The 17,864-nt window shown below is 71.2% G+C and carries 15 protein-coding genes; 10 read left to right on the top strand and 5 right to left on the bottom strand.

The features are described from left to right. Nucleotides 1–18 precede the first annotated feature (18 nt). Both ACSP50_RS16555 and ACSP50_RS16550 read right to left on the bottom strand, forming a co-directional pair. Nucleotides 19–582, bottom strand: coding sequence for a hypothetical protein (locus ACSP50_RS16555; protein ID WP_197688149.1), 564 nt, complete (start codon nt 580–582; stop codon nt 19–21). Beyond that, a complete protein-coding gene (locus ACSP50_RS16550) occupies nt 582–2,846 on the bottom strand; it encodes a glycoside hydrolase domain-containing protein (RefSeq protein WP_014690380.1) in 2,265 nt (754 codons plus the stop codon). The genes ACSP50_RS16555 and ACSP50_RS16550 overlap by 1 nt, the downstream gene beginning before the upstream one ends. A 131-nt stretch (nt 2,847–2,977) precedes the next feature. Between ACSP50_RS16550 and ACSP50_RS16545 the strand changes: the two genes are divergently transcribed. The 4 genes from ACSP50_RS16545 (at nt 2,978) to ACSP50_RS16530 (ending at nt 11,758) form a co-directional block, all read left to right on the top strand. Then, complete coding sequence (locus tag ACSP50_RS16545; RefSeq protein WP_080127858.1) at nt 2,978–3,454, top strand: hypothetical protein; 477 nt, start codon at nt 2,978–2,980, stop codon at nt 3,452–3,454. Between the two features lie 187 nt (nt 3,455–3,641). Further along, nucleotides 3,642–4,682, top strand: coding sequence for a hypothetical protein (locus tag ACSP50_RS16540; protein WP_014690378.1), 1,041 nt, complete (start codon nt 3,642–3,644; stop codon nt 4,680–4,682). Between the two features lie 226 nt (nt 4,683–4,908). Continuing rightward, on the top strand, nt 4,909–10,098 hold the full coding sequence (locus ACSP50_RS16535) for a diguanylate cyclase (protein ID WP_014690377.1): 5,190 nt from the start codon (nt 4,909–4,911) through the stop codon (nt 10,096–10,098). A 151-nt stretch (nt 10,099–10,249) separates the two neighbouring features. Next, entirely contained in the window at nt 10,250–11,758 is a 1,509-nt protein-coding gene (locus tag ACSP50_RS16530) for a diguanylate cyclase (RefSeq protein WP_014690376.1), read from the top strand. A gap of 108 nt (nt 11,759–11,866) precedes the next feature. On the opposite strand, the gene ACSP50_RS16525 is transcribed toward ACSP50_RS16530, so the two are convergent. From ACSP50_RS16525 to ACSP50_RS16515, 3 genes are read right to left on the bottom strand one after another with little or no spacing between them, the layout of a single operon-like run. Next, nucleotides 11,867–13,129, bottom strand: coding sequence for an RNA polymerase sigma factor (locus ACSP50_RS16525; protein WP_014690375.1), 1,263 nt, complete (start codon nt 13,127–13,129; stop codon nt 11,867–11,869). Beyond that, on the bottom strand, nt 13,126–13,488 hold the full coding sequence (locus ACSP50_RS16520) for a YciI family protein (RefSeq protein WP_014690374.1): 363 nt from the start codon (nt 13,486–13,488) through the stop codon (nt 13,126–13,128). Before ACSP50_RS16520 ends, ACSP50_RS16525 begins: the two co-directional genes overlap by 4 nt. A 28-nt stretch (nt 13,489–13,516) precedes the next feature. Continuing rightward, nucleotides 13,517–13,891, bottom strand: a complete 375-nt coding sequence (locus ACSP50_RS16515) for a DoxX family protein (protein WP_099343790.1) — start codon at nt 13,889–13,891, stop codon at nt 13,517–13,519. A gap of 191 nt (nt 13,892–14,082) precedes the next feature. On the opposite strand from ACSP50_RS16515, the gene ACSP50_RS16510 reads away from it, so the two are divergent. The 6 genes from ACSP50_RS16510 (at nt 14,083) to ACSP50_RS16490 (ending at nt 17,592) form a co-directional block, all read left to right on the top strand. Beyond that, on the top strand, nt 14,083–14,298 hold the full coding sequence (locus ACSP50_RS16510; RefSeq protein ID WP_014690372.1) for a hypothetical protein: 216 nt from the start codon (nt 14,083–14,085) through the stop codon (nt 14,296–14,298). Next, entirely contained in the window at nt 14,295–14,795 is a 501-nt protein-coding gene (locus ACSP50_RS16505; RefSeq protein ID WP_014690371.1) for a Clp protease N-terminal domain-containing protein, read from the top strand. Before ACSP50_RS16510 ends, ACSP50_RS16505 begins: the two co-directional genes overlap by 4 nt. Before the next feature lie 125 nt (nt 14,796–14,920). After that, nucleotides 14,921–15,301 (top strand): VOC family protein, encoded by a 381-nt coding sequence (locus ACSP50_RS16500; protein WP_014690370.1) that lies wholly within the window; start codon nt 14,921–14,923, stop codon nt 15,299–15,301. A 122-nt stretch (nt 15,302–15,423) separates the two neighbouring features. Then, the gene (locus ACSP50_RS41925) at nt 15,424–15,663 is read left to right on the top strand and encodes a hypothetical protein (RefSeq protein ID WP_155123518.1); all 240 of its coding nucleotides are present in this window, start codon (nt 15,424–15,426) and stop codon (nt 15,661–15,663) included. A gap of 73 nt (nt 15,664–15,736) precedes the next feature. Then, complete coding sequence (locus ACSP50_RS16495; protein WP_014690368.1) at nt 15,737–16,219, top strand: hypothetical protein; 483 nt, start codon at nt 15,737–15,739, stop codon at nt 16,217–16,219. 38 nt (nt 16,220–16,257) lie between these two features. Next, a complete protein-coding gene (locus ACSP50_RS16490; RefSeq protein ID WP_014690367.1) occupies nt 16,258–17,592 on the top strand; it encodes a hypothetical protein in 1,335 nt (444 codons plus the stop codon). Nucleotides 17,593–17,864 lie beyond the last annotated feature (272 nt).

Raw genomic sequence — 17,864 nt, 5'->3', positions numbered from 1 at the left:
GGCAAGGGGCGCCGAGCGTTACCGGATCATGCTGCGACGCAGCGACTGCGCCCGCCGCACCCGGTCCGTGGTGAACGGCAGGGCGGTGCCCGCCCCCACCCGGCGGCTCGGTGATGCGGCATCGGTGTCCAGGCGCTTCGCCAGCACCCGCAGGCGGTGGTCGGTGGGCGCCACGGCGATCGCGAAGCGTCCTTCGCGCGGCGTACGCTCGTCGCCGCCCCAGCGGAGCAGACCGTCGCACTGCGCGACGATGTCATGAACAACGATCAGCTGGTACGGCAGGAAGCCGTCCCGTGCGCCCGCCGGATACCACCCCGGCCGGATGTCGAGGACGGTGCCCGAAGCGTCGGTGACGAGATCACCCGAGCGCAGCGCGTCGATCTCGTAGTGGAAGCGGCGAGCAGCGTAGAGCAGGATCGTCGCGGCCGGACCGGGCAGCAACGCCACCGCGAGGTCGGTGCCCTGCACGGCGTACGTACGCAGAGTGGGTTTGGCAGCGGCCTCGGCCGCGGCCGGGGGCAGCCCGGGAACGGTCAGCATGGCTCCCGCTCCCGCCGACGCCAGCAGGGTACGTCGCCGCATCAGGACACCTTTCCTCGACGGATGTGGATCTGCTCCTTCTCGGCCAGCGCGACCAGCCGGTCGGCGAAGCCCCTGCAGAACTGCCGCAGCTGGTCGTCCACGGTCACCGGGGTGGTGCTCAGGCCGCGCAGCAGCGCCGTGCGGTATGCCGTCACCACGTCGTCGCCGGTGCCGGTGAGCAGGCTCTGTGCCGCGGTCGCGGCGGCGTTCGGGTCGCTGCCGAACCGGCCGCGGTAGAACCGGCTGAACCGGATACCGCGATCGGCTCCGCGCAGGTGGGCGCCGAGCGTGGTGCCCGCGCGCAGGGCCGCGGCGGCCAGGTACGCGTCCACGTCCGCGACCAGCCCGGCGAGGTCGAGCGCCGCCGGCTTCTCGCTGGTGGCAAGGTACGCCGCGCAGTAGTCGCGGGCCGCGGTGGCCGGAGCCGTGAACCGCCATCCGCCGTAGAAGGCGATCAGGTCACCGCCCCAACCTCCGGCGTCGCCCCGTCCGCGCAGATCGGCGAGCGCCGCCGCACCCCACCGGCTGACGTCCACGTCCACCCCGGCGACCGGGTCGCGGTAGGTGCGCACGCGCGCCAGCCCGGTGCTGTCGACGTAGCTGACGAATGCGGCGTTCGTGCCGCCGGCCAGCTTCCGGGTCTGCCAGTTGTCGTAGCGGCCGGCGCGCAGGTATTCCAGGACCCGCTCGCCCGGATCGCCGGTGCCGAACGCGACCGCGAGCTCGTGCAGCCGGTCGATCCAGTCGAGGTAGGCGGACAGGTCGGTCGCGGCGGAGCCGAAAGCGCCCTCCCCCGGGTCGGCGCCGGCCCGCTGCACGCACTTGTCGATCTCCAGGGTGCCGACGTCCATCGTGGAGATCTGGTCGAAGGCCCAGTTGGCGGGCAGTGGGTAGGTCACGTTCCCGGTCCAGCCCGAGGTGATCCCGCTGACGAAGCTCCAGCGCGGGAACGCCTCGGCCGCGAGCCGGCTGCACACGTTCCGGGCGCCGTAGACGCCGTGCGAGTACCGGCCACCGCGCTGCCGCAACCCGGCGTCGACCCCGAGGAAGTACGGGATCACCCGCTGCGTGACCTCGGTGTCGGTCGCGTCGTAGTCGACGGCGAAGTAGACGACCGCCCCCGCGGCGATGCCGTGCCCGACCGCCACGTCGTGCGCGGTGAGCGCGTCCGCGTAACCCTGCCCCCAGCCGAAGTAGGAGGCCGAGTCCGCGTACGTCTGGAAGATCGGGAACAGGCGCAGGTTGTTGGCGGCCAGGGTGGCCAGCTCACCGGGCTTGATCTTCTTGTCGAAGCCGCTGCCCTCGACGTTGGTCAGATAGCGGCCGATCGTGCGGTACCCGGCCGCCGCCAGGGCCTGGGCGCGGGCCGGGGTCACCTCGTCGACGGTGTCCGCCGCCGTGCCCGGGCGGGCCTGATCACCGATGCTGATCAGCAACGACGCCCAGGTCGCGAAGTCACCCTCGCCGCTCACGGGGAGCCCGCAGAACTGCTGCACCGCGCGGGCGGCAGCGGCCAGCGACTCGTCGAAGTCGCCGGTGAACACCGGGGTGGCCGGGTAGTGCGTGAGCGCGGCCGAGAACAACCGCACCCACGGGCCGGAGGAACCCGCCTTGATCAGGCCGTTCTTCTTGACCCCGGCCTGGGTCAGCGGGCCGAAGTTGCCGTTGGCCTGCGCGTCGGTCAGGCCGCCCTCGTACTGCACGGCGAAGATCAGCGCGGTCAGGAACTCGCGGGAGCGGCGGCCGTCGCAGGCCAGCACGGTGAACGCCGACCGGTTCAGGTAGCGCCCGTTCAGCCACTGCTGGGCGGCGCGCAGTGGCGCGGAGGCGCCGGACTCCAGCACGTAGCTGTCGGTGAACAGCAGGGCCTTGCACACCTTCGGGGCGACCGCCCCGTCGGCCCGCGCCGTGAGGCCGGCGTCGGTCATCAGGGCCGTGACGGCGGCGGTCACGGCCGTGCCGTAGATGCCGTCGAGGCGGAAGGCGGCATAGCCCTTGCAGACCAGGCCACCCTGGACGATCTTGACCAGGTTGCGATTCGTCTCGGCGGGTCCGATCGGGCCGTGCGCGGTCAGCGCCGCCAGCGTCGCCGGGCCGAAGTTGTCCGAGAGGGCCGTGATCCCCAGCTCGTGCTGCAGTCCCCGGGTGAGCGCGGCCATCGTCTGGCGTCCGGCGCTGCCGTCCTCGGTGACCACCACATATCCGGAGACCCCGGCGTACGTGGCGTTGACCCACTGCTGCACTGCCAGTACGGCGGCGTCCATCAGCACCTCTGATTCGTCGTCGTCACTGCATGGCCGGACGACACGATACAGGCCGCTGCAAAGCGGGCCATTACGCCTGCTCACGGCCGGGGCGCAAGCCTGCCGGCGGCGTAACCCACACCGACGGACGCATGACCGGAGATGATAGCGGCATGGCCGGGAGCGGTAAGCTGGCGAAGCTTCCCCTGATCTTGCTGCCGGGCGTCGCCTGGGTGCTGGACCGGCTCTTCGGCAACTATTCATGGAAATTTCTGGACAGCTATCAGCGATGGTCGGCAGCCGAGGAAAAGGGAGGTCCTCCGCGGACAGAGGAAGGACATTCCGATTTCCTTGTCGTTCGGCTGCTGGCGGCGATCTGCTTCATTGTCGCCATCGGCCTGATGCTGGGCGCCTTATTGATAAACCCGGCAGATACGGCATTCAAGAAAATATCGCTTTTCTTGTGCATTTTTAGCAGCGCCTGGGCGATGATGACGTCATTTGTCGAATCGCTCACCCACCACGGTGCGCGATTGCTGCTCGTCACTCATCACCGGATCACCTCCACAATATGGCTCTTGTTACTGGCGACAGCCGCGATCATCTGTTACCTCGCCTTGGTGTCTTGATGGTGAGCTCTGCCGCCACCGTCGGCGGCGACAGCCGGGGCTATGAGGCCGGCAAGAAGATCAATAAGCGTTTCCCCCTGACTTCGCCTCAACCAACGGTGGTCCCGGGATGGTCTGCGGGACGAGGTGAGGCGGCAGGGGTCGCGCGGCCGGGGACGTTTGCGCTGCATATCTAGGCTGCCAAGCCATGATCGAGAAGGTGCGTACGGCGGTACTGGCCGTTGTCGCGTTCGGTGGTGCCGGGCTCTGGGCGTACGGCATGGCGGTGTTGCAGCCGTTGTGTGAACCTGGCTCGCCGTGGTGGGACGACAAGACAGACCTGTCGTATGGGGCGCGGGATGTGCGCTGGGGAGCCGCCCTCGCTTGCTGCCTGGCGCTTGTCGTGCTCGCTCGTGGTGCTCGGTCGGCGGTTGCGGTCGCCGGGGTCGGCGTCGTCGTCTGGGCCGGTGTCGACCTTGTGCTCGATCGGGCCGACGTGGGCGGCTCGGCGCTGCTGCCCCTGCTGTCGGTTGCCGGAGCTGTGGTTGCAGCGGCGGCTGTGGGCTGCCGGCGGGCCGGTCGGGCCATGGTGTCGCCGGATCGGCACGTTTTCGGAGTGGTCGCGGCGATCGCCATCCCGGTCGGGCTGGCGGTCAGTTTCGTGACGTCTGGCCGCAATGCCGAGCCGGAGCTGGTGTGGGCCGTGCTCCCCGTGGTCGCCTTGCACGCTGGTGTGGGATTGGTGGTCGCGCTGGAGACGGCGACACCATTCACCCGAGCGCGCGCCATGGCGGTCACCGTGGCCGCAGTGATCTGGGTCGTGGCGCTGGCCATTCGTGCGGTGACGACGGAGAACATGTTGGCGTGGCTGTGGGTGGAAGCGGCGGTGTCAGGCCTGCTGCTCACCGGGATCTGGTGGCTGGGCAGGTCGCAGGCAACCCCGTGGGAAAGGACGGGCATGACTTTCGCCGGTGGACTCATGACGCCGGCCCTCTTCTTTGGTCTGCTCTTCGCGACCTCGGTGTTCGACCTGCTGTCGCCGCTGACCAGGTGGGCCGGAAGTGTGCCAGGTATTGATGGGGACGTGTCCTGGACGACTGCCGGACTGTTGACGGGGCTCTCGCTGGCTTTCGGGGCGCTCACGACCAGGTCGGACGGTTCCCGGCGAACGGCACCGCCGGCTTCGACAGCAACCGGGCCGCACCACGCCCGGGCCGGCACTCGGGCCACCGCGCCGACCAGAACCTGAAGGCGCACGGTCCGGCCGGTCGTTGTCCCCGCGATGACCGCCGGCGACGGACCGAAGCCACCTGGCCGCCCAGTGACCGGCACGACCTGCGGACAGCGACTACCGAGTGGCAACCGGAGCACTCCGGCGCAACTCCGCCCGCCCGCTGGAATGGACGGATGACCGGTACCCGGCTTCCTTCCCCTGCTCACCGGGTTCGCCCGTCCCTATCGATGTGGCGTCAGCGATGAGCGCGGCAGTCGACGCCGGCCCGCAGACCCATCGCCCGTCGGTGGCCGGGCTGGAGATGCTCGAGGAGCTGGGTCGTGGCACCCACGCCTCGGTCTACCGGGTGCAGCGTGACGGCCGTGAGTACGCGCTCAAGATGGTGCACGCCGACGTCCTGGACCGCGCTGGTGCCACCGCGGCTTTCCGGCGCGAGGCCGCGCTGCTGGCCTGCGTCGATCATCCCTCGGTGGGCCGGGTGTACGACGTCGGCGAGACCGACGGGACGCCCTTCCTGATCATGGAACTCGTGCAGGGGATGTCACTGGCGGCGCTGCGGGACCAGCGCCCGGTCTCCGTGGTCGAGGCGGTGGCCATCACCGCTGAGCTGGCGGCCGCGCTCGCCGCCGCCCATCGGGTCGGTATCGTGCACCGCGACGTCACGCCGCGGAACATCATCGTGCTCCCCGACGGGCGGCCGAAACTCGTCGACTTCGGGCTGGCCGCCCGGCAGGACCACAGTGTCGGCCACTCCGCCGCCGGTACGTTCGCCTACGCCGCACCGGAACAGACCGGGATGCTGGCCCGCCCGGTCGACGGCCGCGCCGACCTCTACGCCCTCGGTGTCGTGCTTTTCGAATGTCTCACCGGGCGCGCACCGTTCGCCTCGACCGACGTCGCCGAGCTGGTGCGGATGCACGCCGTGGAACCCGCACCCGCGGTGCGTGATCTGAATCCCGAGGTGCCGGTCGCCCTGGCCGCCGTGGTGGCCCGGCTGCTCGCCAAGGACCCCGACGACCGGTATGCCGACGGCGACGACGTCGCGGCCGTGCTGCGCGGCCTGGTCGACAACTCGGCGGAGGAACGGCGAGTCGAGGGCACCGGGGGCCGGCTGGTGGGCCGCGAGACCGAACTCGCCGAACTGACGCGCCACTGGGCCGGGGCCGGTACGGGCCGCGCGGGAGCGGTGCGACTGGCCGGTGTGCCCGGCGCGGGCAAGACCCGGCTCGCCGGCGAACTGGCGCGGCGTGCCCGAGCCGCCGGCCACCCCGTGCTGACCCTGCTCTGCGCGCCCGGCGCACCGGCGATGGCGCCGCTGCGGGCCGCGCTCGAACGCTACCTGGACCAGGTCGACAGGCTTCCGGCGGCCGCGGCCGAGGAAGCGCGGCAGCGCCTTCGCACCATGGCCGGGGACGGCGCCGCCGTACTTCAATTGCTGTCGCCCGCGCTGCGGCACATCCTGCGGGCGCCGCAACTGGCCGACGAGGACCGTCAGGACCAGTTGGTCACGGCGACCGTGGCGTTTCTGAACCGGATCGGTCACGCCGCGAAGGGCCTGCTCGTACACGTCGACGATGTCCAGTGGGCGGACGACGCCACCAGCCGGGTGCTCACCGCTCTGAGCGCTTCGTCGGCGCCGGTGCTGATCGTGAGCACCGAACGCACCGGTGAGGCCGCCTGGGCGCCCGAGGTGCCGATCATCGAGGTGCCGCCGATGGACGAGGCCGAGATGGCCGCCCTCATGGCGCACCATCTCGGCAACGCCGCCGTGCCGTCGTCGCTGGTTGAGCAGATCCTGGCGCGCAGTGAGGGAAACCCGTTCGCCGCGCTGCAGTACCTCAACGCCATGCTGGACGCCGGGGTGCTGCTCCCGCAGTGGGGCTCGTGGCGGCTCGACCAGTACGGCCTGGACCGGCTGGACCTGCCCACCGACGTCCTCGATCTCGTGGTGGCCCGTACCAGGGCGCTGCCCGAGACGAACCGGCGGCTGCTCGTGGCGGCGGCCGCGGTGGGCGCTCCGTTCACCGCCGCGCTGCTGGCCGAAGTCTGTGACACCGGCCTGCCGGCGGCGCTGGAGGCGGTGCAGGACGGGGTGGCCCGCGGCATCCTCGAGCCGGCGGGCGGGGGGCGGCACGCCTTCCTGCACCAGCGGTTGCGTGAGGCGCTGCTCAGCGACGTCGACGCCGCCGGGCGACGAGTCCTGCACAGGCTCATCGCCGAGCACCTCGACGCCGCTGACACCGGGGATTCGCGGGACCGGTACCGGATCGCCCGCCACTACACCGCGGCAGGCCCGGAGGCGGATCCGCTGCGTACGCTGGCTGCCTGCCGGGCCGCCGCGGATGCCGCACTGACCAACCACGCCGCGGCTCAGGCACTGGAGTTCCTCGATCTGGCCGAGCAGGCCGCCACGGACGCCGGCGTGCCGCTCGACGGGCTGTTCCACCGCCAGCGCGGCGTGGCCAGCCTCCGCGCCGGGCACCTGGCCGCCGCCGAGCGTGAACTCGCCGCCGCTCTGGAGCATGAATCCGACCCGTTGCGCCGGGCCGATCTACTCGCCAAGATCGCGCACGCCCAGCACAGTGACTTCGCCGCCACCGAGGCGCTGCGGACGGTCCGGGCCGGTTTGCGCGAACTCGGGCAGCCCGTGCCGTCCAGCGTGCTGCTCCAGGTGATCACCGGTCTGGCCTACCTGCTGGTGGGATGGTCCACTGGCCGGCGACGGCACCGGTACTCCGGGCGTGACGAAGCAGCCCGGCAGCGGGATCGCGTCGTGTCGGATCTGTGCGACGCGGGGGCGATGGCGGCTGCGGTCGGCATGCACATGATGCTGATCCCCCTCTTCCACTTCCGCGCCCTGCCGGCCGTCCACCGTCTCGGCCCGGGCCCCGAATACGCCCGCGTGCAGGCCGCCCTCGCCATGATCGCGGATGCCGTGCGCCTGTCCCGGCTCGCCGAGCGCTGCTACGCGCGCGCCGACCGGGCGGCCCGCGCCGTCGGTGACCCCCGGCTGACCACCCGGGTGCCGTGGAGCCGCGCCACCGGAACGGACGCGGTGGCCGGTTTCGGGCCGGCCACCGGCTCGGCGATCCGCGAGATGCTGCGCGAACACGGCACGTGGCTGCCGCCCGGCGAATATCTGTCCGGTGTCGGCGCGCTGGCCGGCACGCTGCTGCTGCGCGGTTACACCCGCGAGGCGCAGGCCTGGTACGACCGGGGCCGGGACCGCCTCGCCAAGGACCTCGTGCTGCCGGGCAACCCGATCGCCGCGGTGGGTGTGCAGGTCGCCGCGATGTCCGGCAACCGGGCCGAGGCCCAGGCACGCCTGGGCGGGATGCTGGCCGCCGCCGGGGGTCGCGGGGACGACCAGGGCCGGCGAATGAACATCATGATGGCGCGGGCCTGCATGGCCGCCGAGTTCCCGGACACGCAGGACATCGACGCGCTCACCGCGGAGGTGCGCCGGTGGCGCATCACGCCCCGGCGGGTCTGGCCGCAGCAGCGCAACTTCTGGCTCTACCTGGCCTGGGCCGAACTGGCCCGGTGCCGCAGCGCCGAACCGCAGGAGCGGGCGGCCCGGCTCCGGCTCGCCCGTGACGCCGTAGCCGCGTTCGGGCGCGCCGCCGACAACGACGTGCTGCGCGCCTTCCACCACGCCGTGCTCGCCGACTACCTCGAGCTGACCGGCGCGGCGGAAAAGGCGCTGACCCAGCTGAGTCACGCCGACCGGCTGGGCTGCGGGATGGATCTGCCGCTGCTGGCTCACCTCGTCGCGGTGGGCCGGTGCCGGGCGCTGCGGGCACTCGACCGCCGAGCGGACGCGGACCGGCAAGCCGAACTGGCCGTCGCGATCGCCGTCGACCACGGGTGGGAGCACCGCGCCAGGGCCGGGCACGCGCTCCTGGAGCGGTCAGGCTCCCATCGCACCACGGTCAGCCGCCGGCAGCCGGCCGACGTCACCGGTGAGCTGTTGCGCCGCCGGCTGCACGCGGTGCAGGAACTCAGCGCCGCGGCGGCCACCGTGCTGGATCCCGGCGAGCTCGCCCGCGTCGCGCTCGACGAGACGATGCGAACCTTCGCCGCGGAGCGGGCGATCCTGTTCCTCGCCGGCGACGCCGGCGGACCGCTGACGCCGTATCTGGGGCGCGGGGCCGGCGGTACCGATCTCGTCGAGGTCACCGGTTACGCGGCCAGCCTGGTGTGCCAGGTCCATCACACCGGCTCCGCCGTCGTCCTGACCGGCACCGATGACGGCACCGCCGTGCGTTCGCAGAGTGTGGTGGCCAACGGCCTGCGCAGCGTGATGATCGCGCCGTTGGTGTCACGCGGTGACGTCATGGGTGCTGTGTACCTGGACACCCGGCTGGCCCAAGGCGCGTTCAGCGAGGACGACGCCGACCTGCTCAACGTGATCACCCAGCAGATCTCCGCCTCGCTGGTAACCGCCCGTGCCGCGCAGTTGGAGGTGAACGTGCGCACGGCCGAACGCCAGCGGGCCGTCGCCGACATGATGCGGGCGGCGGTCAGCGATCTGGCCGGCACCCTGGTGCCCGACGAGGCGCTCGCCCGGCTGCTGACCACCTTCGTCCGGGTCACCGGCGCGGACGCGGGGATCCTGATCCCGCTGACCGGGTCGGCCGCGGCCGTGGCAGGTGCGGTCGATGCCACGCTGCTGCCCGGCTTCGCCGCGCTCGACGCGGTACGCCGCGGCGCCGCGGACGGCCTGTGGGCAGAAATCGACGCGGTGACACCGGGTGCCCAGGCCTGGGTGGCGGCGCCCCTGGCCGGCCGGGACGGACGGATCGCGGTGGCCGTGCTCACCGCTCGTGAGCCGGGCCGGTTCGACGACAGCCACGTCAGCGTCGTGGCGGCGCTGGCCGAGCAGGGGATGGTGGCGTACGAGAACGCCCAGCTGTTCACCGAGGTCCGCCGGCTGGCCACCACGGACGCGCTGACCGGGATCCACAACCGCCGGCACTTCTTCGAAGGCGCCTCCGAACGGTGCGCGCAAGCCCGTCGTACCGGCACTCCGCTGAGCGCGTTGATGATCGACATCGACCACTTCAAGCGGATCAACGATGACAGCGGTCACGGAGCGGGCGACGACGTCATCCAAGCCGTCGCGGGCCGCCTGCGTGACGTCCTGGGTGGCCAGGGGCTGCTGGGTCGTTACGGCGGCGAGGAGTTCGCCTGCGCGTTGCCCGGCCGTTCACTCGCCGACACCGCGCACCTCGCCGAGGCGATGCGCGCCGCCGTCGCCGGCGAGCCCGTGGTCACGCGCAGCGGGCCGATCCCGGTGACGGTGAGCATCGGCCTCGCCGAACTCGGTGAGGGGACGCCGAACCTCGACGACGTGCTGGGCTCCGCGGACGCGGCGCTGTACGAAGCCAAGCGCGGCGGGCGCAACCGGGTGGCACACCACATGGGCTGATGGCGGGCGATGGTGGTGGGTGCGGCCGCCGATGCCGCGACGACGGGTCGGACGAACTCGTCCGGCCCGCGACCGGCGAATCCGCCCGGCCGGGTACGAGCGCTGAGCTGATACCTCCCCGCCCGCACCCGTATGCCGGAATGCTGATCCCATGACCCAGATCAAGCGACCGCGCACCGGGGTCACCTTCCTGGCGGAGTGTGGTTGGTACCTGTCCACCGGTACAGCGCTGGTCGCGGGATACTTCCTGCTGGCCCTCGTGCCGGGCTCCGGTCTCCTGCGGCTGGTGGCATACGCGACCGTCGTGCTGTCCGTACCCGTGGCCGTGACCATCGGCGTGCGTCGGCACGGATGTCACCGACCGCTGCGCTGGTATCTGGCGGCCGCGGGACAGGGCACGTACGGAATCGGCGATGTGATCTTCTACCTGCACCGTTTCGTCGTCGATGTCGACACGGACCTGGCTTCCAGCCTGTGTTACCTGCTCTCCTACCCGTTGATGGCGGCGGGTCTGCTGGGGTTCATCCGACGCCGTGCGGCCGGGCGGGATGTCGCGAGTCTCATCGACACGGCGATCGTGGGGTTGGGCGCGGGGCTGGTGATGTGGGTGTACCTGCTCGCGCCGGGGCTCGCCGATGCCACCCGTTCGTCGGCCGTGAAGACCACCGTCCTGGCCTCCGCGGTGATGGACCTGGTGCTGGGCATCCTCGCGATCCGGTTGGCCCTCGGCGACATCCGCGTCGTACCCGCGTACCGGCTGCTGCTGCTCTGGATCGGTGGCCTGGTCACCGCGGATCTGACCTACGGCTATCTGCAGCTGACCGGCGGCTACCGGGCCGGGGATGTCCTGGACCTGCTGTGGTTGGCCTCGGCCCTGGCCCTGGGCGCCGCCGCACTGCACCCGAGCATGCGGTCGCTGGACCGGTCCCCGGCCGCACCGGAACAGCCGATCAGCACCGGCCGGTTGGCTGCGCTCGCGTTGACATGTCTCACCGCGCCGGCCCTGCTGTATCTGGAATACCTCCAGCGCGCGCCGCTGCACGTACCGCTGATCGCCGCGGCCAGCGCCGGGCTGTTCCTGCTCGCTCTCGCCCGGATGAAGGTCATCGCCGACGGGCAGCGTCGCGCGGCCATCACCGACCCCCTGACCGGCCTGCGTACGCGGCGCTTCCTGCGCGAGGCGATGCACCGCCACGCCGGCCCCGACACCTGGCTGCTCCTGCTCGATCTGGACCATTTCAAAGAGATCAACGACCGGTATGGGCACACCGCCGGCGACGACGTGCTTCGCGAGGTGTCGCAGCGGCTGCTGGCGGCACGGCGCCGCGGTGACGTCGTCGCCCGGTACGGCGGCGAGGAGTTCGCGATCCTGCTGCCGAAGACGACGGTCGTCGAGATCGCAGCGATGGCCGAGCAGATCCGGCAGAGCGTGGCCGGCGCCCCGATCGCAACGACCGGGCACTCGCTCCGGGTCACCGCCTCGATCGGCGGGGCGACGTGGGATGACGGGCACAGCCTCGACGAGTTGATCGCCGAGGCCGACCACGCGCTGTACGCCGCGAAGCGGGCCGGTCGCAACCGGGTCATGATCGCCCCGAATCCCGCACCCCGGCCACCGACCACCCCGGCCGAAGCACTGAAGGACCGGCCGGCGGCGTGACCGGTCGCCTCCCGAACCCCGGCCCGATGTGTCGTGGCGGATCGCCTCGGCGCGGGGAGGACGTCCGGATGAGCGCGACCTTGATGCCGGTCCCCTGTCCGCCACCGGTCAACCGATCCGGTTCGGGGACCCGGTGCCCGCTGAGGCTGCATCGGCGCGACGGATGAGCAGGGCTCGCTCACGGTCATTGCGGGCCAGCGATGCCGCCCGGCGGAATTCCGCCGCGGCTTCGTCAGGGCGGCCGAGCTTCTCCAGCAGGTCGCCGCGGACCGAGGGTAGGAGGTGATAGTCGGCCATCGCGGGAATCTCCGCGACCTGGTCGACGAGTTGCAGGCCGATCTCGGGGCCGTAGGCCATGCCGAGCGCGACGGCCCGGTTGAGCTCGACCACTGCCGAGCCCGTGACGCGGGCCAGCCGCTCGTACAGCGCAGCGATGCTCGGCCAGTCGGTCGACGGGACCGATGCCGCGCGGGCGTGCTCAGCCGCGATCGCGGCCTGAAGGAAGTAGGGGCCGTCACCGCCCAGGGCCCGCGCGGCTTCGAGGGCCGTACTGCCGCGTTCGATGGCGGCGCGGTCCCATGCGGATCGGTCCTGATCGTTGAGCAGTACGACCTCGCCCGCCGCGTTCTGCCGGGCCGCCAGGCGGGAGGACTGCAACTCGACGAGGGCGAGCAGACCGTGCACCTCGGGCTCTCGGGGCAACACGGAAGCCAGCACGGCGGCCACCCGGACGGCCTCGCGGCACAGGGCGGGCCGCGTCCATTCCACGCCGGCGGTCACGGCGTACCCCTCGTTGAAGAGCAGGTAGATCGCCGACATCACCGAGCCGAGCCGGCCGGCTCGCTCCATCGCATCCGGCTCTTCGAGCGCGGCGCCGGCCGCGGCGAGGGTCCGCTTGGCCCGGGAGATGCGGGTGGCGACCGTCGCCTCGGAGGTGAGGTAGGCGCGGGCGATCTCTCGCGTGGTGAGCCCGGCGACCATCCGGAGGGTCAGCACCGTGCGGGTGTCAGCGGTGAGCGACGGATGGCAGCAGATGAACATCAGCCGGAGTACGTCGTCCTCAAGATGGTCGACGGTGAACTTCTGTTCGTACCCCTCGACCACGCCCACGGCCACCTCCGCGTACGCCCGGACCTGGCGCTCACCGGCGCGGAACTGGTCGATCGCGCGTCGTTTGGCCGTGGTCATCAGCCAGGCGGCGGGATTGTCCGGGACGCCCGTCCGCGGCCACTGCGCGAGCGCCTGGGCGAGCGCCTCCTGAGCCAGGTCTTCCGCGCGGCCGACGTCGCGGGTGATCCGCAGCAGCGCGCCGAGCAGGCGCGACGACTCCTGTCGCCACACCTGCTCGACGGTGCCCGCAGGATCGGTCACCCAGCCATCTCCATGATGGCGCGGACCTCGACCCACCCCTCCCAGCCGGGCCAGGTGGTGCGGTGGGCGTCGAGGAACGCCTCAGCCTTGCGGGCAGCCTCGGCCACGTCGGGCAGCTCGTAGACCGAGTACCCGCCGACGAGCTCGGTGGCCTCGACGAACGGGCCGTCGGTGGTGGCGATCACGGACCCGGCGAGGGTGACGACCGCGCCGGCCTGAATCGGCATCAGCCCGCCCACCTCGATCAGGGTGCCGGCCGCCGACTCCTGGGCGCCGAGCGCGCCGATCGCCGCGAACAGCTCCGCGGGCGGCTGGCCGCTCGGGCGGGTGGTCTCATGGACGAGCAGCATGAACTTCACGGTGGATCTCCTTGTGGGTCGAGTGCTATCAGAACAGACGCCGAGCCCGCTCGTCACAGGGCCACAGGCCGGCCCAGACGAGCACCCCGGTGACGATCGCGAATGCGGTGTTGAAGGCGGGCTGGCCCATGACGAGGTTCACGGCCGTCGCACCACCGAGGTAGCCGGTCAGCAGGATCGCGCCGAGGACGCGGGTGCGCGGCACGTGGAAGGCGACCAGGCACACCGCCAGCACCGTGCCGCAGACGACCGGGAACCAACCGGGGGCGCCGATCCTGCTGTTGAAGTCCACGACATGCTTCTCGCGGACCAGATGGGTGATCGAGTCGAAGGCCAGGAACAGGGTGACGAGCCCGGTGACGATCCAGCCCGCGATGCGGGTGGAGCCGCCACGACTGGTCATTTCCGACGCGATGGTCGCCGTCTCAGGGTCAATGAGTGCCGTCATGCCCCTACGTCGCCGGGCCTGCCGTCATCTCGACATCACACCTCAACTTTTTTCCGAGGGCGGGTGAGAGCACGCCCTGTCCGGCACCTGACCTCGATCATCAACTTTTGTTGACGGCGATCTCGCTATCAACTAAAGTTGATGACATGGTCGAGCTCCCTTCACCCGAGGATCCGGACGCCGCACTGGCCGCCGTCGTGGCGCTGCGACGGCTCGCCAACCAGTTGGAGCGCTCCGCGGTCGAGCACGCGCTGCGACAAGGGTGGACGTGGGCCCACATCGGCCAGGCACTCGGCATCAGCGCCCAGGCCGCCCACAAGAAGCTCGCCCCGAAGATCGCACAGGAGAGAGACGCCACGTGAAGCTTCCCCGCCCCATCCAGGACATGCGCACGATCAAGAAGCTGCTCACCGCCGCGGAGTCCGAGGCGCGGCGCGCCGGTGACGAACTGCCCGGCCCGGAGCACCTCCTGCTGGCCGCGTTCGACCTGCCCGACGACACGGCCCGGCGAGCGTTCGAGCGGGCCGGCGCCGACCCGGCCGGGTTCCGGGCGGCGATCGACGACACGCACCAGCGGGCGATGCACGACGTCGGCGTGCAGGTCGCCGGACCGGACCGGCCGCTTCCCGAGGCCGCCCCGGCCACCGGGCCCTATCGGCTGACCGCGCCCGGCCAGGAGGTCTTCCAGGCCGCGGTGCGGCTGGCGAAGGCCGGCTCAGGGTCACCTCTGCGCGGTGCGCATGTCGTCGCCGCGATCGGCGGACAGCAACGCGGCACCGTGGCCCGGGCGCTGCGCACGCTCGGCGTCGAACGCGCCGCGCTGACCGCCGCCGCCGACCAGGTCCTCACCGAGCGGTGAGTTCGCCCCCACCGCCGTCGACCGCCCGGGGCATGCCCTGTCTGCGGCTGCCCATGAGTGCGCAGCGCGTGCCGGCGAACGGTATAGCCTGAGTGCCGCCCTCGACCGCTGCCTCCGGAGGAGCAATGCTCGGTTCCGCCGCGCCCATCGCCTTCCTTCCCTCGACCGACCTCGAACGGTCGCGGCGCTTCTTCGCCGACACGCTCGGTCTTGTGGTTGCAGAGGTGACGCCGTTCGCCTGCGTCGTCCGGGTCGGGACAACGATGCTGCGGGTCACCAAGACTGATCAGCTGCAACCGCAGCCGTTCACCGTGTTCGGCTGGGAGGTTGCGGATATCGACGCGGTGGTGGCCGGCCTGAGTGGCGCGGGCATCACGTTCGTCCGTTATGACGGTCTGGAGCAGGACGGTGCCGGCGTATGGACGACGCCCGGAGGCGACCGCATCGCCTGGTTTCGGGATCCGGATGGCAACACCCTGTCCCTGACGCAGTTCCTCCCTCACTGATCAGTCCGGACGAGGCTCGGCATACCAAGGTGCCGCCTCGCTGCCGGGCAGTCAGCGCGAGCCGGTTGTGCGTTCAGACCCGGGTGCTCTTGCTGCGGGACGGTGTGCTCTCATTGAGCCTCATGAGTGAGGCACGCGCAGTCGAGGATCTTTGCGAGGAGTTGCGCCGACGGGCCGGCACGGCCAGCCGCGTGGATCTCTGGGTTCCCGAGGAACTGACGATCGGCAACGCGCCTGAGCCGAAGAACCCGACCGGTCTCGGCATGGCGCTCATCGTCGACACCGCGCTGTCGCTGGGTCTCATGCCGGACGGATTCACTCAGGGTGCCGGCGGGCGAACCTACCACTACAAGTCCGAGTAACGCGGTTAGATGACGCTGGCAGCGGTGCATAGACCGCGAGAGTCCAGCCATAGCAACGCACTAGTCTCGACCCGTGGACGACAGCCTCCTTCGCCGGCTGCGGGCCGAACAGGCTCGGGCACTTCTCTACGACACCGAGCCCCATCACGCGGTGATGCTGGCCTGCGACCTGCTGGCGGCCGGCGTCGACGGCGACGCCGTGGTGGCGCTCGCGGCGCAGTCAGCTCGAACGCTGTCGACGCATGACGCTAACCAGCACCTGGCGGCGGTCACCGCCGAACTAGGCCTCGCAGAACCGGACCTGGCGACCGCGGTGGAGCTGATCGCAGCCGACACCTGCGAGCGCATCCTCGACCGCAGCATCGCCGCCGGAGTGGGAACCCACCGTCTATACGTGGTGGGCCATGAGCGCAGCCCACTGTCCGACCTGCTCCCGGCGGTCGCCGCACTGGCCGAGCGCCTGGAGGACGAACTCGGTGGACGCGCCGACAACGACCTGCAAGCCCGACTCGACGCGCTGGCCCGGACCGTCCTGAACCGCCTGTTGCCCGCGTGAGCATCGCATCTGAAGGGGCCGGGGACGGGGACGGGGTGATGGAACGTTTGGCCGCCGCTGTTCGGGCCGGCGATATCCAGCGGTTGACCGTGCTGCTGCGGGAGCTGTCCGACATTGACCTGGGTGGCGAGCTCGGCAGCGCCCTGTTCCGGGAGGCGGCCGTCGCCGGGCGGGCCGAGGTGGTCGAGGAACTGCTGTTGGCCGGCGTGGACCCGAACCGGGCATGGCCGGGCAGGGTCGAGCCGGTGAGCTGGTTCGCCGAGCGTGGGGCCTGGAACATGCTGGTCACGGTGTTGATGCACAACCATGGGCACTCGTCGTGGCCGACAGTCCCCGAGTCCTCGTTGCGAGCGGCACTCGCTCTGGCCCGCACCTGGCTTACGGTCGACCCGGAACAGGAGCTGCGCCGGCGTCTCGGCGCCCTGGACGACCCCGCGACCGTGGTGGAGCGCGAGCGGGTACCCGCGTGGCGCGACGGCGACGACGGCCCGTCGGCGGTACGGATCCGCGTGCACACCGCCGACGGCCGCGAGGACCGGGTGTGGGTGGCGCATCGCGCGGTCGTCACGCTGCTGGAGGACGCATTGGGCATCGTCACGTCGAACGATGAGATCGCCGCGCGTGCCGTGCACACCGCGCACCCCTACTCGTGGGACAACGCGCAGGCTCACACCACGATCAGGGAGCGCGCGGAACGCGATGCCGCGGTGTTCGACTGGCTCGCCGCCCGATTGACCCATCCCACCGTCGAACACCGGCGGTTCGCGGCCGAGGTCGTGCAGGGGCTGTGTCGGCGCGAGCGGCCGTTCGACGACGCGCAGGCCGCGGACATCATCGCCGCCCGGATCCGTGACGAGCGGGACCCGGTCGTGCTCGACAACCTGATCGGCGCCTTCGCCGAGTTCGCCTTCCACGCCCGGCCCGGTACCGACCTGCGTCAGATCCTGCCGCACGCTCGGCACCGCGATCCGCTGGTCCGCACCCGGGTGGCCATGGAGCTGGTCCTCGTCACCGGTTCGCGGCGTGACGAGACGCTGCCCGCCCCGGCGAGTTCTCCACCTGCCGCGCACATCAGGACGTTGATCGAACTCGCGGCGGACCCGGACCCCCACACCCGTGCGACGGCACTGGGCGTCCTCGCCGGTTCCTACCTCGACACCACACAGGTCCGCACCGTCTTCATCGACCATTTGAGCGACCCGCACGCACCCGCCCGCGTCCCGGCTGCCGCCGGCCTCTCACTACGCGACGACGTACGCGGGCAAGATGCCCTGCATCTCCTGCGCACCGACCCGGTCACCGCGGACGTAGCGTGCGGGTGGCTCGCCGATCTCGACCGCATCCTGGCCCGGCGTCCGGCGCCGCAGCACTGACCGGAGCCGGCGAACGCGCGACCATCGGCTATTCGGTGATGCTTTCCCGAACGGCACGGCGACAGCGTCAGCGCCTTCTCGGCGGTGGATCAGAGGTCGTCCAGGAGGGAGAGCACCCGGTCAGGACCGTCACTCGCGGTCCGGTGGTGAGCGAGCGCGTGGGCTGCACCGGCGGAGCTCGGTCTTCCAGATGCGGCGTCGCGCAGGTTGTGGGGAGGGTTGGCGCGCGACCACGACCACCTGATCCCATCGCTGTACGGCGATGTAGCAGC

This window comes from Actinoplanes sp. SE50/110, assembly GCF_900119315.1.
Taxonomy (GTDB): domain Bacteria; phylum Actinomycetota; class Actinomycetes; order Mycobacteriales; family Micromonosporaceae; genus Actinoplanes.
This window is presented reverse-complemented; position numbering and strand designations above follow the sequence as displayed.